The sequence below is a fragment of the Mesorhizobium sp. WSM4813 genome, assembly GCF_055811555.1.
In genome coordinates, this window is sequence record NZ_JBVVQU010000011.1 from 44,285 (window position 1) to 69,252 (window position 24,968).

At 62.9% G+C, this 24,968-nt stretch carries 22 protein-coding genes; 17 read left to right on the forward strand and 5 right to left on the reverse strand.

Annotated features, from left to right (window positions below):
• Nucleotides 1-16 precede the first annotated feature (16 nt).
• Nucleotides 17-1,513, forward strand: coding sequence for a xylulokinase (locus tag AC0L25_RS08490; protein WP_473595078.1), 1,497 nt, complete (start codon nucleotides 17-19; stop codon nucleotides 1,511-1,513).
• Here the strand turns inward: AC0L25_RS08490 and AC0L25_RS08495 are convergent.
• Nucleotides 1,510-2,472 (reverse strand): sugar-binding transcriptional regulator, encoded by a 963-nt coding sequence (locus AC0L25_RS08495; protein ID WP_473595079.1) that lies wholly within the window; start codon nucleotides 2,470-2,472, stop codon nucleotides 1,510-1,512. The two genes, AC0L25_RS08490 and AC0L25_RS08495, sit on opposite strands and share 4 nt — an antisense overlap.
• 432 nt (nucleotides 2,473-2,904) lie before the next feature.
• Between AC0L25_RS08495 and AC0L25_RS08500 the strand changes: the two genes are divergently transcribed.
• From AC0L25_RS08500 to AC0L25_RS08540, 9 genes are all read left to right on the forward strand, one after another.
• A complete protein-coding gene (locus AC0L25_RS08500) occupies nucleotides 2,905-3,915 on the forward strand; it encodes an ABC transporter permease (RefSeq protein WP_473595080.1) in 1,011 nt (336 codons plus the stop codon).
• A 116-nt stretch (nucleotides 3,916-4,031) separates the two neighbouring features.
• Nucleotides 4,032-4,970, forward strand: a complete 939-nt coding sequence (locus AC0L25_RS08505; protein ID WP_091596158.1) for a sugar ABC transporter substrate-binding protein — start codon at nucleotides 4,032-4,034, stop codon at nucleotides 4,968-4,970.
• A gap of 33 nt (nucleotides 4,971-5,003) precedes the next feature.
• Nucleotides 5,004-6,512, forward strand: coding sequence for a sugar ABC transporter ATP-binding protein (locus tag AC0L25_RS08510; RefSeq protein ID WP_473595081.1), 1,509 nt, complete (start codon nucleotides 5,004-5,006; stop codon nucleotides 6,510-6,512).
• A 139-nt stretch (nucleotides 6,513-6,651) separates the two neighbouring features.
• Complete coding sequence (locus AC0L25_RS08515; protein ID WP_473595082.1) at nucleotides 6,652-7,416, forward strand: SDR family oxidoreductase; 765 nt, start codon at nucleotides 6,652-6,654, stop codon at nucleotides 7,414-7,416.
• 8 nt (nucleotides 7,417-7,424) lie between these two features.
• Complete coding sequence (locus AC0L25_RS08520; protein ID WP_473595083.1) at nucleotides 7,425-8,210, forward strand: SDR family oxidoreductase; 786 nt, start codon at nucleotides 7,425-7,427, stop codon at nucleotides 8,208-8,210.
• 440 nt (nucleotides 8,211-8,650) lie between these two features.
• Nucleotides 8,651-9,625 (forward strand): ABC transporter substrate-binding protein, encoded by a 975-nt coding sequence (locus tag AC0L25_RS08525; RefSeq protein ID WP_473595084.1) that lies wholly within the window; start codon nucleotides 8,651-8,653, stop codon nucleotides 9,623-9,625.
• A gap of 79 nt (nucleotides 9,626-9,704) precedes the next feature.
• On the forward strand, nucleotides 9,705-10,790 hold the full coding sequence (locus tag AC0L25_RS08530) for a quaternary amine ABC transporter ATP-binding protein (RefSeq protein ID WP_473595153.1): 1,086 nt from the start codon (nucleotides 9,705-9,707) through the stop codon (nucleotides 10,788-10,790).
• On the forward strand, nucleotides 10,787-12,769 hold the full coding sequence (locus tag AC0L25_RS08535; RefSeq protein ID WP_473595085.1) for an ABC transporter permease: 1,983 nt from the start codon (nucleotides 10,787-10,789) through the stop codon (nucleotides 12,767-12,769). The genes AC0L25_RS08530 and AC0L25_RS08535 overlap by 4 nt, the downstream gene beginning before the upstream one ends.
• Before the next feature lie 62 nt (nucleotides 12,770-12,831).
• Nucleotides 12,832-13,857, forward strand: a complete 1,026-nt coding sequence (locus tag AC0L25_RS08540) for a serine hydrolase domain-containing protein (protein WP_473595086.1) — start codon at nucleotides 12,832-12,834, stop codon at nucleotides 13,855-13,857.
• A gap of 102 nt (nucleotides 13,858-13,959) precedes the next feature.
• On the opposite strand, the gene AC0L25_RS08545 is transcribed toward AC0L25_RS08540, so the two are convergent.
• Entirely contained in the window at nucleotides 13,960-15,318 is a 1,359-nt protein-coding gene (locus AC0L25_RS08545) for an NAD(P)-binding domain-containing protein (RefSeq protein WP_473595087.1), read from the reverse strand.
• Nucleotides 15,319-15,569: 251 nt separating this feature from the next.
• On the opposite strand from AC0L25_RS08545, the gene AC0L25_RS08550 reads away from it, so the two are divergent.
• From AC0L25_RS08550 to AC0L25_RS08575, 6 genes are all read left to right on the forward strand, one after another.
• Nucleotides 15,570-16,280, forward strand: coding sequence for a helix-turn-helix domain-containing protein (locus tag AC0L25_RS08550; RefSeq protein WP_473595088.1), 711 nt, complete (start codon nucleotides 15,570-15,572; stop codon nucleotides 16,278-16,280).
• Nucleotides 16,281-16,764: 484 nt separating this feature from the next.
• Entirely contained in the window at nucleotides 16,765-17,697 is a 933-nt protein-coding gene (locus AC0L25_RS08555; protein ID WP_473595089.1) for a carbohydrate ABC transporter permease, read from the forward strand.
• A complete protein-coding gene (locus AC0L25_RS08560; RefSeq protein ID WP_473595090.1) occupies nucleotides 17,697-18,554 on the forward strand; it encodes a carbohydrate ABC transporter permease in 858 nt (285 codons plus the stop codon). The genes AC0L25_RS08555 and AC0L25_RS08560 overlap by 1 nt, the downstream gene beginning before the upstream one ends.
• 23 nt (nucleotides 18,555-18,577) lie before the next feature.
• Nucleotides 18,578-20,569 carry a glycoside hydrolase family 127 protein gene (locus tag AC0L25_RS08565; protein WP_473595091.1) on the forward strand — a complete coding sequence of 664 codons (1,992 nt, stop codon included), beginning with the start codon at nucleotides 18,578-18,580 and terminating at the stop codon, nucleotides 20,567-20,569.
• 150 nt (nucleotides 20,570-20,719) lie between these two features.
• Complete coding sequence (locus AC0L25_RS08570; RefSeq protein ID WP_473595092.1) at nucleotides 20,720-21,838, forward strand: hypothetical protein; 1,119 nt, start codon at nucleotides 20,720-20,722, stop codon at nucleotides 21,836-21,838.
• A complete protein-coding gene (locus AC0L25_RS08575) occupies nucleotides 21,825-22,457 on the forward strand; it encodes a hypothetical protein (RefSeq protein WP_473595093.1) in 633 nt (210 codons plus the stop codon). Before AC0L25_RS08570 ends, AC0L25_RS08575 begins: the two co-directional genes overlap by 14 nt.
• A 98-nt stretch (nucleotides 22,458-22,555) precedes the next feature.
• On the opposite strand, the gene AC0L25_RS08580 is transcribed toward AC0L25_RS08575, so the two are convergent.
• The 3 genes from AC0L25_RS08580 to AC0L25_RS08590 are packed head-to-tail and all read right to left on the reverse strand — an operon-like array spanning nucleotide 22,556 to nucleotide 24,714.
• Nucleotides 22,556-23,011 carry a GtrA family protein gene (locus AC0L25_RS08580; RefSeq protein WP_473595094.1) on the reverse strand — a complete coding sequence of 152 codons (456 nt, stop codon included), beginning with the start codon at nucleotides 23,009-23,011 and terminating at the stop codon, nucleotides 22,556-22,558.
• On the reverse strand, nucleotides 22,989-23,681 hold the full coding sequence (locus AC0L25_RS08585; protein ID WP_473595095.1) for a class I SAM-dependent methyltransferase: 693 nt from the start codon (nucleotides 23,679-23,681) through the stop codon (nucleotides 22,989-22,991). Before AC0L25_RS08585 ends, AC0L25_RS08580 begins: the two co-directional genes overlap by 23 nt.
• On the reverse strand, nucleotides 23,656-24,714 hold the full coding sequence (locus tag AC0L25_RS08590; protein ID WP_473595096.1) for a glycosyltransferase family 2 protein: 1,059 nt from the start codon (nucleotides 24,712-24,714) through the stop codon (nucleotides 23,656-23,658). The genes AC0L25_RS08585 and AC0L25_RS08590 overlap by 26 nt, the downstream gene beginning before the upstream one ends.
• Nucleotides 24,715-24,724: 10 nt before the next feature.
• On the opposite strand from AC0L25_RS08590, the gene AC0L25_RS08595 reads away from it, so the two are divergent.
• Nucleotides 24,725-24,919, forward strand: a complete 195-nt coding sequence (locus AC0L25_RS08595; protein WP_473595097.1) for a hypothetical protein — start codon at nucleotides 24,725-24,727, stop codon at nucleotides 24,917-24,919.
• Nucleotides 24,920-24,968: the final 49 nt, after the last annotated feature.

Below are 24,968 nucleotides of genomic sequence, written 5' to 3' on the forward strand. Positions count from 1 at the left end.
GCTGGATTTCCGCCTGATGGACGATGTCGTAATCGGGATCGACGCTTCGACCACGGCCGTGAAAGCGATTGCCTTCACGCGCGACGGCAAGGAGCTGTTCCAGGCGCGCGAAGCCTATCCGCTTTCAAATCCCAAGCCGGGCCATTTCGAGCAGGATGCCGAACATTGGTGGACCGCGCTGCTCAGTGCCTTGAAGCAGGTCACAGAGGCGGTGGGCGCTGCGCGAGTGGCGGCGATCTCCATCGCCCACCAGCGCGAGACCTTCACGCTGATCGATCACGCCGGCAAGCCGCTCATTCCGGCGATCCTGTGGCTGGATGAGCGCGCGCGCCCGCAAGTTGTCAGGCTTTCGGCGGAGCTCGGCCGCGAGACGATCCGCGACTGGAGCGGCAAGCCGCCGGACCCGACGCCAGCACTCTATGCGATCGCCTGGCTTGCAGAACACCAGCCGCAAGCGCTCGACGACGCAGCCGCACTCGTCGACGTGCACGGGTTCTTCGTCCACCGGCTGACCGGACGTCTGGTCACCAGCACGGCAAGTGCGGATCCACTCGGGCTGCTCGACGTCAAGAATGGCGCTTGGCGCCCTGAGCTCGTTGCGGCCGCAGGACTGCGGCCGAATCAGTTGCCGGAACTGGTTGCGCCGGGCGCGATCTGCGGGGGACTTGTCGAAAGTGCGGCACGGCTGACCGGCCTGAAGGCCGGCACGCCCGTTGTCGCCGGTGCCGGCGACGGCCAGGCGATGGGTCTCGGCATGGGCGTCTATGGCGAAGGCAAAAGCTATCTTTCGCTCGGCTCGGGCATCGTCAGCGGCTGTTACTCCCATGGGATGACGACATCGGACGCGTTTCGAACGCTGGTCTCGCCGACCGGCTCGGGCTTCATGCTGGAGATCGTGCTGCGCTCGGGCATGCAACTGGTCGATTGGATCGTTCGCACCACCGGTTCGCCGTCGGCTGCAGTGCTTGAGAAGGCGGCGGTGGATGTCGCCGCCGGCAGCGAGGGTCTGCTCGTCATGCCGTATTGGGCGGGCGTCATGAGCCCGTATTGGGACGGCGCGGCGCGCGGCGCCATTGTCGGCCTGTCGTTGAACCATGAGCCGAGGCACCTTTTTCGAGCGGTTCTGGAAGGCATCGCCTTCGAGCAGGCGATCGCCAGCGAGGCAATGGAAACTCAAGCCGGCGGCAAACCGGCGACGATAATAGCGGCCGGCGGCGGCACCAACTGCGCCCTGCTGATGCGTATTATAGCAAGCGTGCTCGAGCGGCCGCTCTCCGTCTCGCCCGTCAACGAAGCCGCAGCGCTCGGCGCGGCCATGCTGGCGGCTTCGGCCATAGGATGGTTTGCCTCCCCCGAAACGGCGCCCGAGGCGATGACCGCACCGCCGACCAGGCATGTCGCCCCCGTCGACGGGCTGGTCTCCGGTTACCGCGCGCGCAAGGCAATCTACCGCGACCTCTATCAGGCGACGCGCGACATCCATGCCCGCCTTGAGGCGGTAAGCCAGATCTAGCGGTTGAGCAGGCCCTTGGCGGCATCCTCGTCGGTGATCAGAACCGATACTTTGGTGTTGGCGAGCGCCGCCCGCATGATGGCGATTTTTTCCTGCCCTCCCGAGACCAGGATGATGGCCGGGATGTCCGACAGGTCCTGCAGCGGGTAGGCGCAGACCCGGCGGTTGACCTCATGGTCGACGGGCCGGCCGTGGGCGTCGATGAAATGGCATAAAATATCACCAACTGCGCCAGCCGCCTGCAATTCCTCGAGTTCGCTGGGCTTGATGAAGCCGTAATTGGCGATCGGGCTGTCGTTGGAAAACGATCCGACGCTGAGCACGGCGATGTTTGCCCGGCGCGCGCGGAAGACGACGTCCTGAACGCTGCGCTGGCTCATGAAAGCTTCGCGTTGCTCCGGCCTGTCGGCATAGACCGGCACCGGCAGCAGAAAGCACTCGGCGCCGATCTTTTCGGCAAATTCCCAGGCGCTCTCGGTCGGGTTGAGCGGCTGGGCGTGGGTTAGGCCGCCCAACATGGAGACCACCGTCGTCCTGGCGATCGGCCGCCGCGGCAATTCGTTGATGGCGAATTTCAGCGTGCGCCCCCAGCCCAGTGCGATTACATCGCCGGCATTCACATTGTCGGCGAGATAGGCGCCCGCGGCATGGCCGATCATCAGCGGCGTGTTGCTACGGTCGGCGGCCGACGGCACCACAACGGCCTGGCTGAGTCCGAAACGCTGCTTCAGGGCCTCTTCCAGCACCAAGCATTCGACGACGCTGTCGCGGATGCGGAACTGGACGACGCCCTCCTCACGCGCGGCGGACAGGATGCGATGCACCTTGATGCGGCCGATGCCGAGGATCTCCGAAATCCTCTCTTGCGTTAGCCCCTCGACATAATAGTGCCACGCGGCACGCGCCTTCAGCTCGGCATCCGGGAAGCGGGAGGTCTTGTCATTCTCCGTCATCGCCATCTTTTTGCCCTCCCGTGGTCGTCCGAATCCTTAAATGCCATTCAAACGGCGTATCCGACCAAGCGACACGAAATCGTTCTGCGCGCCCAGGATTCACGATTCAAGACATCGACAGGATGTCGTCTACATCGCGAGATGAAAGCCAAAATGGTCAACATTACTTTGTCTTGGCCGTCCTGCCCTGCTCAAGCAGCCGAAATGAAGTGGCAGGATGAGACCGGATCTGAAACGCGGCATTCCATGCCCTTTCGTAAGGCAAACCGGCTGGCGGCGCAAACCGGCGTGGAATGATGCGGCGGGCCTTGACAATTTTCCGACGAACAGTTTAGCTGAACAAAATTGCATGCCAAAGATAAATTGTTCACAGGGAGGTGCCTGGTGAGCAAGAGTGAGCCGACGACGCATCGCCGGATCGCTGACGGAGGAGACAAAATGACTCTGAGCAATGGTGCAAGCGAGTTGAAGACCGGCCCAGGTGCGCAGGCCGCGGCGGGCGCGAAGCTTTCCGCCCTATTCGCCGGAACCATGGGACCGCTGATCGGGCTGGTACTGCTGTGCCTTGCGCTGTCGCTGACCACCGACACGTTCCTGACCGTCCGCAACATCCTCAATGTGCTCGACCAGGTCACCGTGCTCGGCATCATGGCGATCGGCATGACGCTGGTCATCCTGATCGGCGGCATCGACCTGTCCGTCGGCTCCGTGCTGGCGCTCGCCGCCATGGTGATGGGGTTCGTCGCCCATCCCGACCATCTTAATCTCGGCATGCCCGCCGGCATCGTCACAGCGCTTGTCGTTGCTGGACTTTGCGGGCTGGTTTCAGGCCTGCTCGTGACCATCACCAAGCTGCCGCCCTTCATCGCCACGCTGGCAATGATGTCGGTGGCCCGCGGTCTCGCCAACATGATCACCGACGGCTCGCAGATCATCGGCTTTCCCGACTGGTTCACCAGCCTGTCGATCATCCGCCATTTTGGCTTCCTGTCGGTCACCGTCGGCTTGATGATCGTGCTGGCCATCATCTTCGCGATTTTCCTGAACTACCGCGCGACCGGCCGCAGCCTCTACGCGATCGGCGGCAGCGCCGAAGTCGCGCGGCTGTCCGGGATACCGGTCAAGTCGCTGACCAACTGGGTCTATGCGATCTGCGGCGTGCTGGCCGGGCTTGCCGGCATCGTGCTTGCGGCACGGCTCGATTCCGTCCAGCCGAGCTCCGGTTTCGGCTACGAACTGGACACGATCGCGGCGGTGGTGATCGGCGGCGCCAGCCTGTCAGGCGGCGTCGGCTCGATCGGCGGCACCGCCATCGGCGTGCTCATCATCGGCGTGCTGCGCAACGGGCTGAACCTGCTCGGCGTGTCGCCCTTCATCCAGCAGGTGGTGATCGGCGTGGTGATCGCGCTGGCGGTGGCCACGGATACGTGGCGGCGCAGAACGCAATGAAGAATTCGCCCGGGTATCCGGGCGAAAACGGATCGGTTGATCCGAACTGGGAGTTGTTCGGCCAAGGGCGCCGCGATGCGCCGGCGGGACAGATTGAACATCAACGGAGGAAACACATGCTGACCAAACGTTCATTGCTGCTTGCTGCCGCAGCCGTCATTCCGCTGCTCGGACTGTCCGAGATGGCGTCGGCCAAGGAGGCCAAGAAGCTTGGCCTTGCCGTCGCCAACCTGCAGGCCGATTTCTTCAACCAGATCAAGCAGTCCGTCGAAGCCTATGGCAAGGAAAAGGGCATCGAAATTGTCACCGTCGACGCCAAGGGCGATTCGGCGACCCAGGTCAGCCAGGTGCAGGACCTGATCACGCAGAACATCGATGCGCTGATCTACATCCCGGCCGGCGCCACCGCCGCCACCGTGCCGACCAAGACGGCCAAGGCGGCCGGCATCCCGGTCATCAATGTCGACCGCAATGCCGAGGGCGCGCCCGGCGACACCTTCATCGCCACCAACAGCGTCGCATCGGCCAAGGCGGTGTGCGACTACATCGCCAAACAGGCCGGCGGCAAGGGTGAGCTGATCATCATCCATGGCCAGAAAGGCACGACGCCCGAGGTCGACCGGTCGAAAGGCTGCGGCGAAGCGCTGAGCGCCTATCCCGACATCAAGGTGGTCGGCGAGCTGTGGAGCGAAGGCTGGCATCAGGACGAAGGCTTCAAGCTGACGCAGGACCTGCTGCAGTCGCATCCCGACGTGTCGATCGTCATCGGCCAGGCCGATGCGCTGGCGCTCGGTGCCGCGCAGGCGGTCAAGGTCGCCAATCCCGGCCACAAGGTCTGGGTTGCCGGTTTCGACGGCGACGTGGCGGCGCTCAAGGCTTTGAAGGGGGGCGTTTTCGACGTAACCGCGACGCAGCAGACACAAGGCATGGGCCGGCTTGCCGTCGATGCGGCGATCAAGCTGGTGGCCGGCGAAACCGTTCCCGCAGAACAGCTGCAGGACGCGACGCTGACCACCAAGGACAATGTCGATCAGTTCATCGCCAAACATCCCTGATCCCAAAGAGTCCGGCATTTGATGAGCGGAACGATGTCCTTGGATCCCAGCCATACGCAGACCCCGCATCTGGGGCTCTTCGTCAGCGGCCTCTGCAAAAGCTACGGACCGGTCCAGGTCCTGGCCGATGCGAGCTTCGAGGTGCGGCCGGGAGAGGTCGTGGCGCTGCTTGGAGAAAATGGCGCGGGCAAGTCCACTGTTTCGAACATCATCGCCGGATCGACCAAACCCGATGCCGGCAGCATCACATGGCGGGGGAAAACCTATTCCCCCGCCTCTCCCGCCGCCGCCATCGATGCCGGTGTCGGCATGATCCATCAGGAACTGAAGCTGCTGCCGGATCTGTCGGTGGCCGAGAACGTCTATGTCGGGCGCCTGCCGATGCGCGGCGGCCGCATCGACCGTGCAGCTATGAATGCGCGGGCATCGGCCCAACTGAAGCGGCTCGGCCTCGATGTCTCGCCGGAGCGCAAGGTGCGCACGCTGCGCATCGCCGCCCAGCAGCAGGTCGAGATCGCTAAGGCGTTGACGCTCAATGCCGAGCTTCTGATCTTCGACGAACCGACAGCAGCACTTGGCAGCGAGGAAACCGAACTGCTGTTCCAGCAGATCCGCAAGCTCAAGGCGGAAGGCATGTCCTTCATCTATATCAGCCACCGGCTGGACGAGATTGCGGAGATCGCCGACCGCGTGGTGGTGATGCGCGACGGGCGCATCGTCGCTCGGCACGAGCGCGCCGACATCCCGGTTCGCACCGTGGTTGAGCAGATGGTCGGCCGCAGCGTCGAGCGGATGTTCCCACCGCTCTCGGAACCGGGCAGTGAGACGTTGCTCGAGGTCGAGAACCTGTCCTCGCCGGAACGTAGCTTTCAGAATGTCAGCTTCTCGGTGCGGACCGGCGAAATCCTTGGCATCGCCGGCCTGATCGGCGCCGGTCGCACCGAGCTGGTGCGGGCGATCGCCGGCGCCGATCCGATTTCATCGGGGTCGGTGCGCGTCGCCGGCAAACCGGTGCATCTCACTGGCCCGGCGGCGGCGATCAAGGCCGGCGTCGTGCTGGTGCCGGAGGACCGCAAGGCCCAAGGCGTCGTGCTCGACCAGACCATCGGCGAAAATCTGGCGATCGGCAATTTCGACCATGTCGCGCCGAACGGCTGGGTGTTGCCGAAGGCGGTGCAGAAATTCGCCGAGGCCGGCATTGGCCGGCTCGGCGTCAAGGGCCGGCCTAACCAGGCGATCAGCAAGCTCTCCGGCGGCAATCAGCAGAAGGTGATCATCGCCAAATGGATTTCACGGCCGCCCAAGGTGTTCATCCTGGACGAGCCGACACGCGGCATCGACGTCGGCGCCCGCGCCGCGATCTACGATGTCATCGCCGACCTCGCCCGCTCCGGCATGGCGGTGGTGGTGGTGAGCTCCGACCTCGAGGAAGTGCTCGGCCTGTCACATCGCGTGCTAGTGCTGAGCCGTGGCCGCCAGCGCGGCATTCTCGACCGCAGCGAAGCGAGCAACGTCGCCGTCATGGAGCTCGCCACAAGCTAGGACGTGACCAGCGATTGGGGAATCGGAATAAAGCGCAGCAGGTGATACCCTCCCAAGCACCGGACCGCGCGGGGCGCCAGTCGAGACTGGCGCCCCTTCCTTCCTAGGCAGCACCGGCGGCTCAACAGGAAACATTTCGATGAAACTATTCGATCTTCAAGGGGACGTTGCCCTCGTCACCGGCGCCGGCAGCGGCATCGGGCAAGCAATCGCCATCGGCCTGGCCGAGGCCGGCGCCGACATCGCCTGTTTCGGCCATGCCTCGAAAGGCGGGCTGGACGAGACGGCGCACAGGATCTCGGAGCTTGGCCGCAAGGCACTGGTGCTGACCGGCACGGTGACTTCAGAGGCCGATCTCGCGACGGCGATCGAGCGCACGGAGAAGGAACTGGGCGCGCTGACCATCGCCGTCAACAATGCCGGCGTCGCCGCGGCCGAGCCGGCCGAGACGCTTTCGCTGGAGAAATGGCAGAAGCTTTACGACGTCAATGTCAACGGCGTGTTCCTGTCCTGCCAGGCCGAAGCGCGCGCAATGCTGACGCGGCGCAAGGGCTCGATCATCAACATCGCCTCGATGTCGGGCTCGATCGTCAATCGCGGCTTGACCCAGGCGCACTATAATTCGTCGAAGGCCGCCGTCATCCACATGTCGAAGAGCCTCGCCATGGAATGGGCCGATCGCGGCCTACGCGTCAACGTCGTCAGCCCCGGCTATACGCTGACGCCGATGAACAAGCGGCCGGAGGTCGCCGACCAGGTCAGGATCTTCGAGCGCGACACGCCGATGGGGCGAATGGCGGCGCCGGAGGAGATGGTCGGCCCGACCGTGTTCCTGGCCAGCCGCGCCTCGAGTTTCGTCACCGGCATCGACCTGATCGTCGATGGCGGCTTCGTCTGCTGGTAGGAGAGAAAATGCAGAAGCGATTCCAGGGAAAGACGGCGGTCATCACCGGCGCCAGCGGCGGCATCGGTGCGGCGATGGCCAGGCGCTTTGCGGCGGAAGGTGCTGCGGTCGTCGTCAGCGCCATCGACCCGCGCGTCGACGAGATCGCCGCCGGACTGAAGGCGGAAGGCGCCAAGGTCGCATCGCTGCGCATGGACGTGACGAAGAGGGACGAGGTCGCCGCCCTCTACGATCTGGCCGAACAGCAGTTCGGCCGTGTCGACATCTCCGTGCAAAATGCCGGCGTCATCACCATCGCCAGGATCGAGGCGATGACCGAGGCCGAATGGGACAAGGTGATGGCGGTCAACACCAAGGGCGTGTTCCTGTGCTGCCAGGAGGCGATCGCGCGCATCCGCAAGCATGGCGACGGCGGCCGGCTGATCAACACCGCCTCCGGCCAGGCGCGGCAGGGCTTCATCTATACGCCGCATTATGCCGCCTCGAAATTCGGTGTCGTCGGCATCACCCAGAGCCTCGCCAAGGAAGTGGCAAAGGAGAAGATCACCGTCAACGCGATCTGTCCGGGCATCATCGACACCGACATGTGGGCCTACAATGACGCGGCGTGGGGCAGACTGATGGGCGATTACAAGCCCGGCGAACTGATGGCCGAATGGGTAAAGAACATCCCGATGGGCCGTGCCGGCAGCGGCGAGGATGTTTCCGGCCTGGTCAGCTTTCTGGCCAGCAACGACGCGGCCTACATCACCGGTCAGACCATCAATGTCGACGGCGGCCTGATCATGTCGTGAGCAACGGGGCAGGTTCACGCGTCAATCTGCTGATATAATCGGCAGGCGGCGAAACTGCAGCCGAATTGCGCGATTCGCGCCGCGTTAGTCGTTGCGCGACATGAACGTTGGTATATATAATTTCATCCCATGAAAATGGCTTCGGTGATTACCGGCAGCCGACATCATGGGACCTTGATGGCTCGCAAGCTTGAGGGCGCCGCAAGACCGGCGATCGACACGGCGGATCACTGCTTCGGCAGCACGGCAGCCATGACGCGGGCCCATCCCGCACGACATCTTCATCGAATGGGCATCATTGCGTCTGCGCTTACTTCAGCGCCGACAGCAATTTGGTGCCAATGGTCTTGCGCAACGACCAGTTTTTCCAACACAATCAAAAGACGCAAAAAAAGGGAACGAACAATAACTTTCCACCAGAGCTTGACAGGAGAACAAGCATGTCACTGCGGAGTATGATTTCAAGATTATCAATGGGAGCTTTAACACTTGCCGCGGCAAGTGCACTGACGCCTTCGGCGCAGGCTGCGGCGCCGGAATCCAGCGACCCGATCAAGATCGCGCTGTTCGACTGGACCAGTGTCAATCTGAACGCCAAGATCCTCGGCGGCATTCTTGAAAAACTTGGATACACGGTCGAGTACCCGACCGCCGACTATCTCTCTAGCCTGACCACCGGCCTCACCAATGGCGATCTCTCTGTCGCCATGGAGTTCTGGGACACGACGGCCGGCGAAGCGATGAAGGCCTCGGATGCGACCGGGCAGACCGAACGGCTAGGCAAGCTCGGGCCCAAGGCCAAGGAAGAATGGTGGTATCCCGAATATATGAAGGAGAAATGCCCGGGCCTGCCGAACTGGGAGGCGCTGAAGGACCCGAAATGCGCCGAGGCCTTCTCGACGGCGGAAACGGCGCCGAATGGCCGCTATCTCGGTGGTCCGGTGACGTGGGAAGGTTTTGACGACGAGCGTGCCGCGGCGCTGAAGCTGCCCTTCACCATCATCCACGCCGGCACCGACGCTGCGATGTTCGCCGAACTGGATTCGGCCTACCAGCGTAAGGCTCCGATCATGCTGTGGGTCTATTCGCCACATTGGGCGCCGGCCAAATACAAGGGCGAATGGGTCGAATTCCCCGACTATACGCCGGAGTGCTACAACGACCCGAAATGGGGTGTGAACCCTGAAGCGAAATATGACTGCGGCAAGCCGCATGGCGAGATCTGGAAATATTCCTGGGCCGGCATGAAGGACAAATGGCCGGTCGCCTACAAGGTCGCGAAGAACTACACGGTCGACACCGACGAGCTCAACAAGATGAGCGGCGAGATCGATCTCGAAGGCAAGACGCCGGAAGACGTCGCGGCTGCCTGGATCGCCGCCCACGAAGCCGACTGGAAAGCCTGGGCCGAGTGATCCTTCCAACTGGAAAAATTGCGAGACCCGGTCATTCATGACCGGGTTTCTCTATCCCATATTCCAGAAGGACGACTGCATGGCCGATACGACTGAACAGGTGCCGCAAGCGGCAGGCATACCAAACGATGCCCGCCCGATAAAACTTGCCTGCCGCAACGTCTGGAAGCTGTTCGGCGCGAACGCGGCCAATTTCATCCGCCAGCGCGAGGGCAAAGCCAGCATGGCGGACGTCGCCGCGGCCGGGCTGGTCGGGGCGGTGCGCGCCGTCGACCTCGAAATCCGCCAGGGCGAGATCTTCATCATCATGGGGCTTTCGGGGTCGGGCAAGTCGACGCTGGTGCGCTGCATGTCGCGGCTGGTCGAGCCGACGCATGGCAAGGTCGAGTTCGAGGGCAAGGATCTCCTGAAAATCTCCGACGCCGCGCTCATCGAGCTGCGGCGCCACCGCATGGGCATGGTGTTCCAGAATTTTGCCCTGCTGCCGCATCTGAACGTGCTGGAGAACATCGCCTTTCCCTTGGGCATCCAGGGACAGGACCGGCCGACGCGCGAGAAGCGCGCGCGGGAAGTGATCGAGCTTGTCGGCTTGCGCGGCCGTGAGCATTTCTACCCGCGTGAGCTCTCCGGCGGCCAGCAGCAGCGGGTCGGCATCGCCCGCAGCCTCGCCACCAAGCCGGAGATCTGGTTCCTCGACGAGCCGTTCTCGGCGCTCGATCCGCTGATCCGCCGCGAGATGCAGGACGAGCTGATGCGGCTGCAGACCATGCTGCACAAGACCATCGTCTTCATCACCCATGATTTCGACGAGGCCATCCGGCTGGCTGACCGCATCGCCATCATGAAGGACGGCGAGGTCATCCAGATCGGCACGCCGGAAGAGCTGGTGGTCAATCCGGCGACCGACTATGTCGCCGAATTCACCCGCGACGTCGACCGCGCCAAGGTGATCTCGGCGCGAAGCCTGATGCGCGCCTGCGACGGCACCGAACATGGCGGCATGGTCGCGCCGGACGCCAAGATATCAAGTTTTTCGGCAAGCATTGTCTCGGCCGGCAAGCCGTTCGCGGTGGTCAACGGCACCGGCAAGCCAATCGGCGAGGTCACGCCGCAAGCCGTGATCGATCTCCTGGCCGGCATCGAGCGCCGTGGGGCCGGCGCATGACGGTGACGGCAAGCACCAGCGAGGCGAGATCGCGGCCGGTTCAGATCTGGCTGGTGGTCTGGGCCTGCGCCCTTGCCGCCGTGCTTGCCGTGTTCCTGCTGCAGGACAGGCTGCCCTGGGCGGTCAATTATCCGGCCGGCGCAATCGTTCCGGTCGCCGACTGGGTCAGCGCGCTGATGAACCTAATAAAGTCGAACTTCTCCTGGCTGACGCGGTCAATCACCGCGGCGCTCGGCGTGCCGCTCGATTTTGCGCTCAATCTGCTTGCCAAGAATTTCAAGATCGGCCGTGGCGCGGACATGCTCGTCCTGCCGCGCCTGTCCTGGGTCGGCGTCTGCATCGCGGCATTCCTGGCCGGCCGCGCCGCCGGTGGCTGGAAGCTCGGCGCGCTGGTCGGCGGCTGTTTTCTCTTCATCGCGCTGTTCGGCCAATGGACCAGCGCAATGCTGACGCTCGGGCTGATCTCCATCGCCGTGCCGTTCTGTATCGTCACCGGATTGTTCGTCGGCATTTGGGCGTGGCGCAAGCCATGGGCTGAGAGGCTGTTGATCTCCCCTGCCCTCGACTTGATGCAGACCATCCCGACCTTCGCCTATCTGATCCCGATGCTTCTGCTGTTCGGCAACAGTCCGGTTTCGGCGATGATCGCGACGGCCATTTTCGCGACGCCGCCGATGGTGCGCGCGACAATGCTGGGGCTGTCGCGGGTGCCATCCGAAATCGACGATTTCAGCGAGATGGCCGGCTGCACGGCGCGCCAGAAACTGTGGCGCGTGCTTTTGCCGTCGGCGCGTCCAGCGCTGATGGTCGGCGTCAACCAGGTCATCATGCTGGCACTCAATATGGTGATTATCGCTTCGATGATCGGCGCCGGCGGCCTGGGATACGACGTGCTTTTGGCGCTCAGGGCGCTGAAGGTCGGCGAGGCGATGGAAGCCGGCCTTGCCATCGTCGCGCTGGCAATCGCGCTCGACCGGCTGAGCCAGGCGATCGCGCGCAATCACGCGCAAGGTCATGTCTATCAGGAGGTGAGCCCAAGCTTCTGGCGCCGCTACCCCAATCTGACGCTGGCCATCGCCATCCTTGCGCTCACGACACTGCTTGGCCTGTTCGTGCCGGCCTTCGCCGCGGTGCCGAAAGCGATCACCTTCACCACCGCACCGATGTGGAAGACAGCGGTGAGCTGGATCACGATCAACTTCTTCGACACGATCGAAGCGTTCCGCGTGGCGCTGATCCTCAATGTACTGAACCCGGTGCGTGCGTTCTGCGAGGAGTTCCCATGGCTTGGCGCGGTGTTCCTGCTTGGCCTTGCCGGCTACCAGCTCGGCGGCCTTCGCCTGGCCGCCCTGGTCGCGGCGCTAACCGTCTTCTGCGCGGTGACCGGTCTCTGGGAAAAGACCATGGCGACGGTCTACCTCTGCGGCATCTCGGCCTTTATCGCATGCCTGATCGGCATTCCGATCGGGCTGATGGCATCGCGCAGCGACCGTGTCGAGAAGATCGTCACCCCGATCATCGACACGCTGCAGGTGCTGCCGTCGTTCTGCTTCATCATCCCGGTGGTGATGCTATTCAGAGTCGGGGACGTGACGGCGATGATCGCGACCGTCGCCTTCGCCGTGGTGCCGGCCATCCGCTACACCAATTATGGCCTCAGGCAGGTGTCGCCGGCACTGATCGAGGCGGCAAAGGTGTCGGGCTGCACCAAGCGCCAGACGTTCCTGCGCGTGCAGCTGCCGTTGGCGTTGCCTGAGATCATGCTGGGCGTCAACCAGACGATCCTGATGGCGCTGGCGATGATCATCATCTGCGCCATGGTTGGCACGCGCGATCTCGGCCAGGAAGTGTTCATCGCGCTGTCCAAGGCCGATTCCGGCCGCGGCATCGTCGCCGGGCTGGCCATCGCCTTCATCGGCATCGTCGCCGACCGGCTGTTCAACGCCTGGACGGCCAAGGCACGCGCAAGGCTGGGATAGCCGGAAAAAATGGGGTCGCGCCCTACCTTCGTCTTGCCCAAAATGCATCCCAAGCTGGCTTCATGCTGAAACGTCCCACCGTGATTCTAGCCTTCCTCCTCATGCTTTCCGTCGCCGCTCACGGTGCGGACGGCCTGGAGGAGCGGCTTGAAAAGCTCTTTGATGAGGCCGAGCGCCTGACGCCGCTGCGCACGGTTGTCATTGCGCATGAGGGCGCGGTGGTCGCGGAGCGTGGCTATCGCGGTCACTCACCGGCACGTCCTGGCAACATAAAATCGGCCTCCAAGTCGATCATCTCCGCGCTCGTCGGCATCGCCATCGACAAGGGCGTGCTCCAAGGCCCTGACCAGAAGATCGCTCCGCTTCTTCAGGCCGACCTGCCCGCCGACGTGGATCCGCGGCTCCAGGAGGTTACGATCGGTCATCTGCTTTCCATGCAGGCAGGGCTGGGTCGGACCTCCGGCCCAAACTACGGGCGCTGGGTGGCAAGCGACAACTGGGTGCGGGCAGCGCTCGCCATGCCCTTCAACGACGATCCAGGCGGCACCATGCTCTATTCCACCGGCTCGACCCATCTCCTTTCGGCGATCCTGACGCGCCGGACCGGCCGCTCAACGCTGGAACTGGCGCGCGAATGGCTGGGGCAGCAGGAGGGCTTTTCCATCGCCGCCTGGGATCGCGATCCACAGGGCATCTATCTCGGCGGCAACCAGATGGCCATGAGCCCGCGCTCGCTGCTCGCCTTTGGCGAGCTCTACCGCAGCGGCGGGATGAGCCGCGGCGGACGGCAGCTCGTGCCGGCCGATTGGATCAAGCTCTCCTGGCAGCCACGCACAGCCTCCCGTTTCACCGGTGACGGTTATGGCTATGGTTGGTTCATCCGTCAGATCGCGGGCGAAGCAGTCTTCTACGGGTGGGGGTATGGCGGGCAGATGGTCTATGTTGTGCCCGGGCGCGCGTTGACCGTGGTCATGACTTCAGATGAAAACGGCCCCGCCGCCCGCAGCGGCCACCGCGACGATCTCCATGCCCTGCTCGAGCGGATCATCGAGGCGACGAAGGACGTGCGCGAGGCTTTCAGCAAGTAATGGATGTCGCGCAAAAGTGCGCCTCTGCACAGAGGATTTGACGGGGTCGAGGGGTTGCAAGCTGGGCAGGCTGTCATGCAGCCCGGTGCGGCGAGGAAGCCGCTACTCTGCCGCCACGCCTTTCACCTCGAGATAGGATTCCATCGAATCGTCCATCGCCTGCAGCCAGGCCGTATGGTGCAGCGGCGCCATCGTGCCGGTCATCAGCGAGCGATAGGCATTGTCGCGGAACGTCATGATGTTCTCCACCTTGTGGTGTTCCCACTCCATGAAGGTCTGATTGACAGCCTCGACGTCGAAGCCTGGATAGTCGGTCTGCTCCATCAGCTCCTTGGTGTAGTCGCCCTGGAACCAGATCATCTGCTCGGCGTCTTCCAGCGTTTCCTCACGCGCCCGCCATTTCCTGCCGTGTTCCGCCATCGCCTCGGCCGAAGGCAGCTTGATGCGGCCCATGATGACGTCGCGCGCGAACCAGGCCTGCGCGTCGAACATGTTGAACGTGTAGAACTGGTCCTGCATGCCGATATAGGACAGCTGCGGGTTCTTCTCCCAGACGACGCCCTCATAGAGCCCGTCCGGCCACATGCGGTTGGCGGTCTTGAGCTTCAGATCCTCAGTGAGGAACGGGAACGAGTGCAGGTAGCCCGTGCACAGGATGATGGCGTCGACATCCCTGGTGCTGCCGTCCTTGAAATGCGCGGTCTTGCCGACGACCTTCTGCAGCAGCGGTACTTCCTTCCAGTTGTCAGGCCATTTGAAGCCCATCGGCTTCGAGCGGTAGCTTGAGGTGATCGATTTGGCGCCGTATTTGTAGCATTGCGAGCCGATATCCTCGGCCGAATAGGAGCGGCCGATGATCAGGATGTCCTTGTCCTTGAATTCCATGGCGTCGCGGAAATCATGGCTGTGCAGGATGCGGCCGTTGAAGGTCGAAAAACCTTCGAAATAAGGGACGTTGGGCACGGAGAAGTGCCCCGAGGCGACGACGACGTTGTCGAACTCCTCCGAATAGGTGACGTCGTTGGTGCGGTCATGCGCGGTGACGGTGAACTTTTTCGTCGTGTCGGAGAAGGTCACCATGCGCACCGGACTGTTGAAGCGCACCCATTGGCGCACACCGGATTTTTCGACGCGGCCCTTGATGTAGTCCCACAGCACGGCGCGCGGCGGATAGGAGCCGATCGGACGGCCAAAGTGCTCCTCAAACGTGTAGTCGGCAAATTCGAGGCATTCCTTCGGCCCGTTCGACCAGAGGTAGCGGTACATCGAGCCATGCACCGGGTCGCCATGCTCGTCGAGGCCGGTGCGCCAGGTGTAATTCCACAGGCCGCCCCAGTCGGACTGCTTTTCGAAGCAGACGATTTCCGGAATGTCCGCACCCTTGTCGGCAGCCGATTTGAAGGCTCGAAGCTGGGCCATGCCGGAGGGTCCGGCTCCAATGACGGCAACACGACTTTTCATTGCGGGCCTCCCGGTCTCATTTCCCTAACGAAACAAATTTCACTGACAGGACAGTAATTGCCCCTTCGATGCTGTCAACAGGCGTTCTGCTGAAACCACGTTCACCAGATCGGATTCTGGGCAAAACCGCTGACGGCGGAAAAATCGGAGAGCACGCTGTTCGACAAAGTGCCTTCGCAGTTGCGCTCAGGTACCCGCACCGAATATGTTCACCCCGAGTGAAATAAATCCGCAGAACCCGGGGTGGCGAAATGGCGAAAAAAGCTTTCAATTCCAGGAATGGGGCAGCCCCTTCCAAGGCCAAGCCATCGCCGAAGGGCGTGGCAACGATCCGGACGCCACTAAGCCAGGACCCGCACGCCGTTCGCGACACACGCGAAAAAGTCCTCGAGGTCGCGATCGGTCGCGAGGTGCGGGCGTTTCGCAAAAAACTCGGCATCACCGTCGCCGATCTTGCAGCTGCCACCGATATTTCGCTTGGTATGCTGTCGAAGATCGAAAACGGCATCACCTCGCCGTCGCTGACCACTTTGCAGGCGTTGTCGCGGGCGCTCGGCGTTCCGGTTACCGCTTTCTTCCGCCGTTTCGAGGAAGAGCGCAGCGCCGTTTTCGTCAGGGCTGGCGAAGGCCTCGACGTCGAGCGGCGCGGCACGCGTGCCGGCCACCAGTACAATCTGCTCGGCCATATCGGCTCCAACACCAGCGGCGTCGTGGTCGAACCCTATCTGATCACGCTGACCGAGGATTCCGACGTGTTTCCGACCTTCCAGCACGAAGGCATGGAGTTCCTCTACATGCTCGAAGGTGAGGTCACCTACCGGCACGGCAACAACCTCTATCCGATGAAGCCCGGCGACAGCCTGTTCTTCGACGCCGATGCGCCGCACGGGCCGGAAGTGCTGACAGTCCTGCCGATGCGCTATCTCTCGATCATCTGCTATCCGCAGAGTAGTGCGGGTTGAGCGGGTTTACTAATGAACGCCTGTTCATTCCAGCTTGGGTTCCTCGCCCACGAAGTGGGGGAGAGGTGGCTCGGCGGAGCCGAGACGGAGAGGGGGACTGCGCCCTACGAAAGCCCCCTCTCCGGGGGGGGGGGGGGCCCCCCCCCCCCCCCCCCGGGGGGGGGGGGGGGGCGCGGCCCGGGGGGGGGGGGGGGGGCCCCACCCCCCCCCGCGGCGGGGCCCCCCCCCCCCCCCCCCCCCCCCCGGGGGGGCCGCGCCGCCCCCCCCCCCCCCCCGCCTCTGGCGGGGGCGAGGAACTCAAGCCTTGTCGGGCCGTTCGCTCCACCTTCTCCCCTTGTGGGAGAAGGTGTCGCCGAAGGCGACGGATGAGGGGTGCTCCAGCTTGGCTCCGACAGCACTCCGTCCAACACCCCTCATCCGTCTCGGCGCTACGCGCCGATCCACCTTCTCCCACAAGGGGAGAAGGAAAGGGGAGCGGCCGCGCATGACCTCAATCGCAACATCAGCAACCACCACCCCCGCCCGTCGCCGCAAACTGGTCGGCGCCGGCCGCCGGCAGTGGATCGGCCTGCTCTATGTCGCGCCGGCCGTCGCGCTGGTCGTCGTCTTCTTCATCATCCCGCTTTGCATGACCGCGTGGATGTCGCTGCACAACTGGCCGCTGATGGGCGCGCACTCCTTCATTGGCCTCGACAATTACTGGGCCATCCTGCGCGATACCAGGTTCTGGAACGCGCTGCGTTTCACCGGCTACTACACGGTGGTGGTGACGATCGCGATCTTCGCCGTCGCCTTTCCGCTGGCGCTGTTCATCGAAAGGCCGCGGCCGCTGACCGGCTTCTACCGGACATCCTTCTTCATGCCGGCGGTCATCGGTTTCGCATCGGCCAGCCTGCTCTGGTCGTGGCTGCTCAACGTCGATTCCGGCCTGTTCAGCCCGGCCGCCTTCGAGCTCGGCTTGACCGAAAGGAAGGTCAATTTGCTGGCGACCTTCCAGCCGGCGTTCTGGTCGATCATCGCCATGGTCGTCTGGAAGGTGGCGGGTTTCACCATGATCATCCTGATGACCGGCCTGCAATCGATCCCGCCGGATCTGCAGGAGGCGGCGATGATCGACGGGGCAGGGCGGCTGGCGCGGTTTCGCGCCATCACTCTGCCGCTGATGCGCCGCACGTTGGCGCTGGCGCTGATCCTGTCGGTTGCCGGCTCGGTGCTCGCCTTCGACCAGTTCTACATCATCCTGCGCGGCGGGCCGCGCAACCAGACGCTGACCGCCGTCTACTGGATTTTCAACCAGTCATTCGTGTCGTTCAAGCTCGGCTATGGCGCCGCCCTGTCGATGATCCTGCTGGTCATCCTGGTCGCGCTCAGCCTCATCCAGCTGCGCCTGCTGCGCCAACCGGAGGGCGTTGACTGATGGCGCAGGCAAAGAGCCGCAAACGCCGCATCGGCATGCAGATCGCCGAGCACGCGACGGGCATCATCGCCTCGATGCTGTTCCTGGCGCCGATCGTCTGGACCGTGCTTTCGGCGTTCAAGCCAGCGCAGGAATCGCGCCAGCCGCCGCTGCCGCCCTGGCCGACGACGGGTTTTTCGGTCGAGAATTACGCCACGCTCAACACTTTCGGCGACGGCCTCTGGCTGCCGGCGCAAAACAGCATCTATGTCTCTGTCATGACGGTGGTGCTGTCGGTGATCGTCAGCGTGCTGGCCGGGTACGGTTTCTCGCGCTTCCGCTTTCCGCTGAAGAACCTGCTCTTCGTCCTCATCCTGTCGACGATCATGATCCCGTTCCAGTCGATCCTGACGCCGATCTTCCTGGTGCTGACCAAGATCGGCCTGCACAACACGCTGACCGGGCTGGTCTGCGTCTATGTCACGCTGCAGCTGCCGTTCTCGATCTTCATGATGCGCAACGCCTTCGACGCGGTTCCGCGCGAGATCGAGGAAGCCGCCCGCATGGACGGCGCCAACAACGTCACCATGCTGCTGCAGGTGATGCTGCCGCTGGTCTGGCCGGGCATCGTCACCATCGCGCTGTTCGCATTCCTTGGCGCCTGGAACGAATTCCTGGCAGCGCTGGTGCTGATGACAGACCAGTCCAAATTCACGCTGCCGATCATGATGACGGCGCTTCAGTCCGGCCGCTTCGGCGCCATCGACTGGGGCGCGGTGCAGGCCGGCGTCACCGTGATGATGGTGCCATGCCTGGTGCTCTTCCTGCTGCTGCAGCGCTTCTACATCCGCGGCCTCATGGCAGGGGCCGTGAAGTGATCCCTATCGAACGGAGTAAATTGATGACCGCATCGCAGTCGGCCCTTCAGGGCACCACGTTGGGCAAGCCGAAACTCGCCTTCCGTCCGCTGCCCGTGCCGCAGGTCGATGTGCGCGGCTTCTGGGGCGACCGTGTCGATGCCGTGGCCACCAGGACCGCCGACATCCTCTATGACCGCTGCGTCGAGGCGCGCATGCTGGAGCAGATCGATCCGGACCGGCCATCGCCGGGCGTCGTCATTCCGTTCCATTCCCCCTCGCCGGACGAGGCAGCCGCCGCCGGCAACGAGTTCACCGGATCGACGGTGACGACGCAGATGTTCTGGGACAGCGATTGGGGCAAGACGATCGAGACCGCCGCCTACTCGCTCTATCGCCGCCGTAATGACGAGCTGGAGAAGAAGATCGACGCCGTCATCGATATGTACGGCAAGCTGCAGCAGCCCGACGGCTATCTGTCGAGTTGGTACCAGCGCATCCAGCCGGGCTTGCGCTGGACCAATCTGCGCGATTGCCACGAGCTCTATTGCGCCGGCCATCTGATCGAAGGCGCGGTCGCCTACTACCAAGCCACTGGAAAACGCAAGCTGCTCGACATCATGTGCCGCTATGCCGACCACATCGCCGAGACGTTCGGTCCCGAGCCCGGCAAGAGGAAGGGCTATTGCGGCCACGAGGAGATCGAGCTGGCGCTGGTCAAGCTCGCGCGCGCCACGGGCGAGCAAAAGTACATGGACCTCGCAAAGTACTTCATCGACCAGCGCGGCCTTGAGCCGCATTATTTCGACGAGGAGGCGCGGGCCCGCGGCGCCGATCCGAAGACCTATCATTTCAAAACCTATGAATACAGCCAGTCGCACAAGCCGGTGCGCGAACAGGACAAGGTCGTCGGCCATGCGGTCAGGGCGATGTATCTCTATTCGGGCATGGCCGATATCGCCACCGAATATGGCGACGACACGCTGCGCGTGGCGCTCGACCGGCTGTGGGACGATCTCACCACCAAGAACCTCTACATTACCGGCGGCATCGGGCCGTCGTCGCACAATGAAGGCTTTACTGCCGACTACGACCTGCCCAACGAAACCGCCTATGCCGAGACCTGCGCTTCGGTCGGCCTGGTGTTCTGGGCGAGCCGCATGCTCGGCATGGGGCCCAATGCGCGTTACGCCGACATGATGGAGCGAGCGCTTTACAACGGCTCGATCTCGGGCCTGTCGCTCGACGGCTCGCTGTTCTTCTATGAAAATCCGCTGGAAAGCCGGGGCAAGCACAATCGCTGGAAATGGCATCGCTGCCCCTGCTGCCCGCCCAACATCGGCCGCATGGTGGCTTCGATCGGCAGCTATTTTTACAGCCTGTCCGACGATGCACTGGCCGTCCATCTCTATGGAAACAGTACGGCTCGTTTCGATATAGCAGGGACGCAAATAGAGCTGAGCCAGGCCAGCAACTATCCATGGGACGGCGCGGTCTCGATCGGCGTCGAACCCGAGGCGCCGACCGCGTTCACCTTGCACCTGCGCCTGCCGGCCTGGTGCCGCAACGCGGCGCTCAAGGTGAACGGAGAGGCAGTCGATCTGGAGGATGTAACCAGCGACGGCTATGCCGCGATCCGGCGTGAGTGGCGCACGGGTGACCAGGTCGAGCTCGATCTCGAAATGGCGGTCGACCGGCTCTACGCCAATCCGGAGGTCCGGCAGGATATCGGCCGCGTCGCGCTTGCCCGCGGTCCGCTGATCTATTGCGTCGAGCAGACCGACAATGCCGGCCAGCTGCACCGCATCGCCTTGCCACGCACGGCAGACATCGAGGCGCATGAGGAGCCGAACCTTCTGGGCGGCGTCGTCACGCTTTCAGCTATTGCCAGGAAAGAGGCGTTTGAAAACTGGGACAACGGCCTCTATCGCACCGAACCGCCGGCGGTGGAGGAAGCAAAAATCACCGCCGTGCCCTATTTTGCCTGGGACAACCGCGATCCCGGCGAGATGCTCGTCTGGCTGAGAGACTCGTGATACGGGACGAAGATGATGCCGCCGACGAAAGGGATGTCTTGAATTTGCCCCGACGGCGCTAGTTTAGAAGGAGAGTGGCGCCAGCCACTTGAATGGGTGGAGGCAGAGTTGGCGCTCGAAGTTGCGCATCCGAGCGCTGGCGCTCGCGCCATGGTCCTGACCGTCGCGGCGGTGCCGTTGCTGTTCGTGATCAGCGGACTGGCCATTCGCTATGCGGCATTTGCTTCTGTGTCGGAGGAACCAGGTTTCGAGGCTTATGCCCACGCGCTCTGCCGGTGGGATTGCGCCTGGTACATTGGCATCAGTGAACAGGGCTATGAGCGCTTTCCCATTCCAAACCACAGCAATGTCGGTCGCTGGGGCTTCTTCCCGCTCTACCCGATGCTGGTGGCGGCGATCCGGGTTGTCTTTCCTTTCCAGACGATACTGGTCGCGACGGTCACCTCCATCGCCTGCAGCTACGCCGCCTGTCTGGTGGCCTGGCCGCTGCTGGACAAGAACATGCGCGCCTATGTGCTGTATTGCGCCTTTCTGCTCAGCGGCCCGTTCTCCTTTCACTTCACGACCTTCCTGAGCGAACCGCTTTTCGTGCTCCTCACCTCGTGCGTTTTTCTGGCGCTCAAGCGCTCCAGCTATCTCGCCGCGGGCGTTTCATCCGCGCTCCTGTCGGCGACGAGGCTCGTCGGCGTCTTCGTCGTATTTGCGACCGTCATTCAAATGTTCAGGGAACACCGCGAGCAGGGCGGATCGGAGCTGTCTTTCCCGCGCTGGGTGCTTGGCCGGCCGGATCTGCTGGTCGCTGTCCTCATCTCGCCAGCCGGTTTGTTCGCTTACATCCTGTTCCTGTACCTCACCGTCGGAGACGGCTTTGCGTTCTTGCACATCCAGCGCGCGTTTGGACGGGTGGCCGGTAATCCGCTGGTTTTTGTGTGGGACGGGCTCTCCGCCGTCCCGAAGACGGGCTGGCTGCCCACGGCGCCGCAATGGAGCGCGCTCGCCGCGATCACGGGATTGGCGCTGTCGGCCGTTCTGGCGGCTCGCAGGCAATATGGCGCGGCACTGTTCTGCGCGCTCTGCATTGTCCTGCCGCTGATCACCAACCTGGCCTCGATGGTCAGATACGTCATTGGGCTTGCGCCTCTGACAATGTTGCTCGCCGTCCTGTTGTCGGCGTCGAGGCTTATTTGGCTCGCAGCTTTGGTTCTCTTCCTTGGCGCCTGTTATTTCACGACTGTGGCGTGGATCGGAGGCTATCTTGCCCTGGTCTGACAGTCTGGGGCCTTACAGACGCGCCGCCTCGCTCGGCGGCTACGCGCTGGCGGCGGTTCTGGCCGGGTCCGAGATCCTCATCCTTGCGCTTGCTCTCAATCCAAACGTCAATGCCGATTATCGCGCTTATTACATCGATCGGACGACGACCTGCCTCAATCGCGATGCCGTTGGCAGCTACACATTTGGCCAGACGGTATCGTTCCGGAACGACGGCGCCGAACAGGCAGCCAGTATAAAGGTCTGCGGCTGGTCGGGACCCGTTGCCGACGGCACCCATTCCCTAGGCGAGACCTCGCGGCTTCGCGTAAAGATACCGCCGATGCGCAACGAACTGACAGCCACGCTGCAAATGGCCGCCGTCATTCGCCCACCACAGGTCACGCAGAGGATTGTGATCTCGGTGAATGGCGTTCGGGCGCATGCTGTGACGCTGTCTGGCAAAGAACCACGAATGGTCTCGTTCGTCATTCCACCGGCGGCGCTCGGCAAGGCCGATACACTCGAAATTGCCTTCGATTATCTCGACGGCATTCCGCCAACTCCGGCCGCCAGCAACATCTATAAGCGCTCCATCAAGCTGGTGTCGTTCCGGCTGGATGCCATTGAGATGGATTGATGCATGTCGCGCAAAAGTGCGCAGCGGTTTTGCGATAACGACATGCATAAAAACAAGAACTTACGCGCGTCGCCTGAATCCATTCAAACGCGACGCGCTTAGGTAGAGCGGTCGCCTTGCGCGCCGGGTCCTCGCTGCGCAAAAACCCATCGGTCGAGCATGAGCAGATTGACCGCTGGAATAAGCAGGCATGTAACCAGAATGGCAATGATGGGCGGCAGGCCGAGTTTCGCCGTCAAAAGCGCCGGCGCCGCGTAAGCCACGGCGAAACCTGTCGACGTCAGCAGGAGAAAACGCGCAGCTTCCGATCGATGCGATCCGTTCGACATGAAGGTTACTGATTTGTGGGCGAGATACGAAAACACGGCAGCCGCGGCGTAAGCCGCAAGCGACGCTTGGACAGGCGAGAAGCCGATCCATCTCGTTTCGACCAAGGCGATAGCCAAGACAGCATACAGCGTTGTCGCGGCGATGCCGACCAACCCGAAGCGCGCCAGCAGCTTCAGCCCGGCGCCGGCGGTCGAACGGCGCTCAGACATACGCACTGCAGGCATACTGGGCTCCGAGCGGTAGGCGCGCGAGCAGACGCTCGAGTTTTCTGGCAAAAGGCCTGGCCGACGGCAGCAGCAGGAAGTGCTCGGATCGGACATCCCTGAAGCCCGTCTCCTGAAAAAGGGACCTTGCTTTGGCGGCGTTGAGCAGGACCGCATCCTGATCGAACGGACACCGGAACACCGCAAGACGCGTCAGCGGATTATAGGGATTGTGCTCGATGATGCAGGCGACGCCGCCCGGCCGCACGACGCGCCGCATTTCCCGGAAGAAATCGCACCAGGAGGCGGGCGGAACATGGTGGACGACGCAACTGGCGAATGCCAGATCGAACGCCCCGTCCTTATAAGGCAGGCTCGGCGTGGTGCAGGCTCTGTAGCTCACACGTGGATTGTCCTGGCCGGCGCGCAGGATCGATTCCTCCGAGACGTCGCAGCCATCCAGGCTCACGAAGACGCCTTCGAGATAAGGGTGGAGCGATCCGACACCGCAGCCGACATCCAGCGCCCGCACACCGGCACCATCCTGCCGAAGCCTTCGCTCGACGACAAGACGCTGCAGCAGGTCGGCTTTGGCGATAAGAAAGAAGTCGTGCCTGAGGCCGGAAAACCGGATGGATCCTGCGACCGCCTCGCCATAATTTGATTTATAGCTGTCGAAGAGTTCGGCCATCAGCCGAGGCTCCGTTCCTGGGTTTTCGAAACGATCGACGGCTCTCATCCGGGCTGGCGGCACGCAGTGCCTTGTCGAAGCCGGCGACCCGATCGATCACGTAAAGCGGACGGCGTTTGACCTCGGCGTGGATACCGCCGACATAGAGCCCGACCACGCCGGTCATGAAAAGATTGATGCCGCAAAGGAGCGACACGATCACCACGGTGGATGTCCAGCCGGCAATGATGCCAGTTTCAAAAATCCAGGCGAAGATGGCGTAAGCACCGAACACCACCGCAAGCGCGGAGATGGCCAATCCGCCCCACAGCGCCATGCGCAGCGGCTTCTCGGAGAAGCTGACGATGCCGTGAACGGCAAGGTGCATCATCTTCCAGAATGGGTATTTGGTCTGGCCGAGGGTCCGCGCGGGACGTTCGAAAGGCACCGCCGTCTGCTTGAACCCCATCCAGGCGAACATGCCCCTGACGAAACGGTCGTGTTCCGGCATTTGCTTGAAGGTTTCCAGAGCCTTGCGCCCGACCAGGCGAAAATCGCCGACGTCGCGCGGGATGTCGACCGACGTCATCTTCTCCAGCAGGCGGTAGAAGAGGCTCGCCGTCAAGCGCTTGAACCAGGATTCGCCCTCACGCTTGACACGGCGGGCATAGACGATCTCGAAGCCTTCCTTCCACTTCTCCACCAGATCGAGAACCACCTCCGGCGGGTCTTGCAGGTCGGCATCCATGACGATGACGGCATCACCCGCAGCTGCGTCCATGCCTGCCGTGATCGCGACCTGGTGGCCGAAATTGCGGGAAAGTTCGATCAGCCGGAAGCGCGGCTCGACGGCGACCATTTTCCGAAGGTATTCGACGCTTCCATCGAGGCTCCCGTCATCGACGAAGATCGCCTCAGCCTCTCCGTCCAACCGGCAGATCAGCGAATTGATCCGCTCGATCAGTCGAGGCAGCACCTGTTCTTCGTTGTAGATGGGAAGGACCAGCGAGTACCGCGGCGGCGCGTTCACCGCAGTCCTGATGGTTTGGATCACAGAGTCTCGCATGCGGTTGAAACTGGAACGCAAGCTACAAAGTTCCAAGGGAACACAAGAAATCGCTAAATTTAACGGTTTCGGGCAGGTGCCGATCATGAGTGGAAAGGACAAAGGCGCTACCGCATTCGAACGTCCGCATGAGGTCGGAGCACGGCGTCACTGGGCCATCCGCCAGTCCGAAACCGCCGCGAGCAGCGTTTGAGGACCCCGCTCCGATCGTGTCTGTTGGCCGATCTACCCCGCTTGCGACT

Coding starts and splice junctions, on each gene's coding strand:
- AC0L25_RS08490 (WP_473595078.1), top strand. CDS start 17: ATGGACGATGTCGTAATCGGGATCGACGCTTCGACCACGGCCGTGAAA.
- AC0L25_RS08555 (WP_473595089.1), top strand. CDS start 16,765: ATGACCTCAATCGCAACATCAGCAACCACCACCCCCGCCCGTCGCCGC.
- AC0L25_RS08545 (WP_473595087.1), bottom strand. CDS start 15,318: ATGAAAAGTCGTGTTGCCGTCATTGGAGCCGGACCCTCCGGCATGGCC.
- AC0L25_RS08595 (WP_473595097.1), top strand. CDS start 24,725: ATGCGGTTGAAACTGGAACGCAAGCTACAAAGTTCCAAGGGAACACAA.
- AC0L25_RS08550 (WP_473595088.1), top strand. CDS start 15,570: ATGGCGAAAAAAGCTTTCAATTCCAGGAATGGGGCAGCCCCTTCCAAG.
- AC0L25_RS08570 (WP_473595092.1), top strand. CDS start 20,720: ATGGTCCTGACCGTCGCGGCGGTGCCGTTGCTGTTCGTGATCAGCGGA.
- AC0L25_RS08535 (WP_473595085.1), top strand. CDS start 10,787: ATGACGGTGACGGCAAGCACCAGCGAGGCGAGATCGCGGCCGGTTCAG.
- AC0L25_RS08540 (WP_473595086.1), top strand. CDS start 12,832: ATGCTGAAACGTCCCACCGTGATTCTAGCCTTCCTCCTCATGCTTTCC.
- AC0L25_RS08565 (WP_473595091.1), top strand. CDS start 18,578: ATGACCGCATCGCAGTCGGCCCTTCAGGGCACCACGTTGGGCAAGCCG.
- AC0L25_RS08510 (WP_473595081.1), top strand. CDS start 5,004: ATGTCCTTGGATCCCAGCCATACGCAGACCCCGCATCTGGGGCTCTTC.
- AC0L25_RS08520 (WP_473595083.1), top strand. CDS start 7,425: ATGCAGAAGCGATTCCAGGGAAAGACGGCGGTCATCACCGGCGCCAGC.
- AC0L25_RS08530 (WP_473595153.1), top strand. CDS start 9,705: ATGGCCGATACGACTGAACAGGTGCCGCAAGCGGCAGGCATACCAAAC.
- AC0L25_RS08515 (WP_473595082.1), top strand. CDS start 6,652: ATGAAACTATTCGATCTTCAAGGGGACGTTGCCCTCGTCACCGGCGCC.
- AC0L25_RS08585 (WP_473595095.1), bottom strand. CDS start 23,681: ATGGCCGAACTCTTCGACAGCTATAAATCAAATTATGGCGAGGCGGTC.
- AC0L25_RS08505 (WP_091596158.1), top strand. CDS start 4,032: ATGCTGACCAAACGTTCATTGCTGCTTGCTGCCGCAGCCGTCATTCCG.
- AC0L25_RS08495 (WP_473595079.1), bottom strand. CDS start 2,472: ATGGCGATGACGGAGAATGACAAGACCTCCCGCTTCCCGGATGCCGAG.
- AC0L25_RS08560 (WP_473595090.1), top strand. CDS start 17,697: ATGGCGCAGGCAAAGAGCCGCAAACGCCGCATCGGCATGCAGATCGCC.
- AC0L25_RS08580 (WP_473595094.1), bottom strand. CDS start 23,011: ATGCCTGCAGTGCGTATGTCTGAGCGCCGTTCGACCGCCGGCGCCGGG.
- AC0L25_RS08525 (WP_473595084.1), top strand. CDS start 8,651: ATGTCACTGCGGAGTATGATTTCAAGATTATCAATGGGAGCTTTAACA.
- AC0L25_RS08500 (WP_473595080.1), top strand. CDS start 2,905: ATGACTCTGAGCAATGGTGCAAGCGAGTTGAAGACCGGCCCAGGTGCG.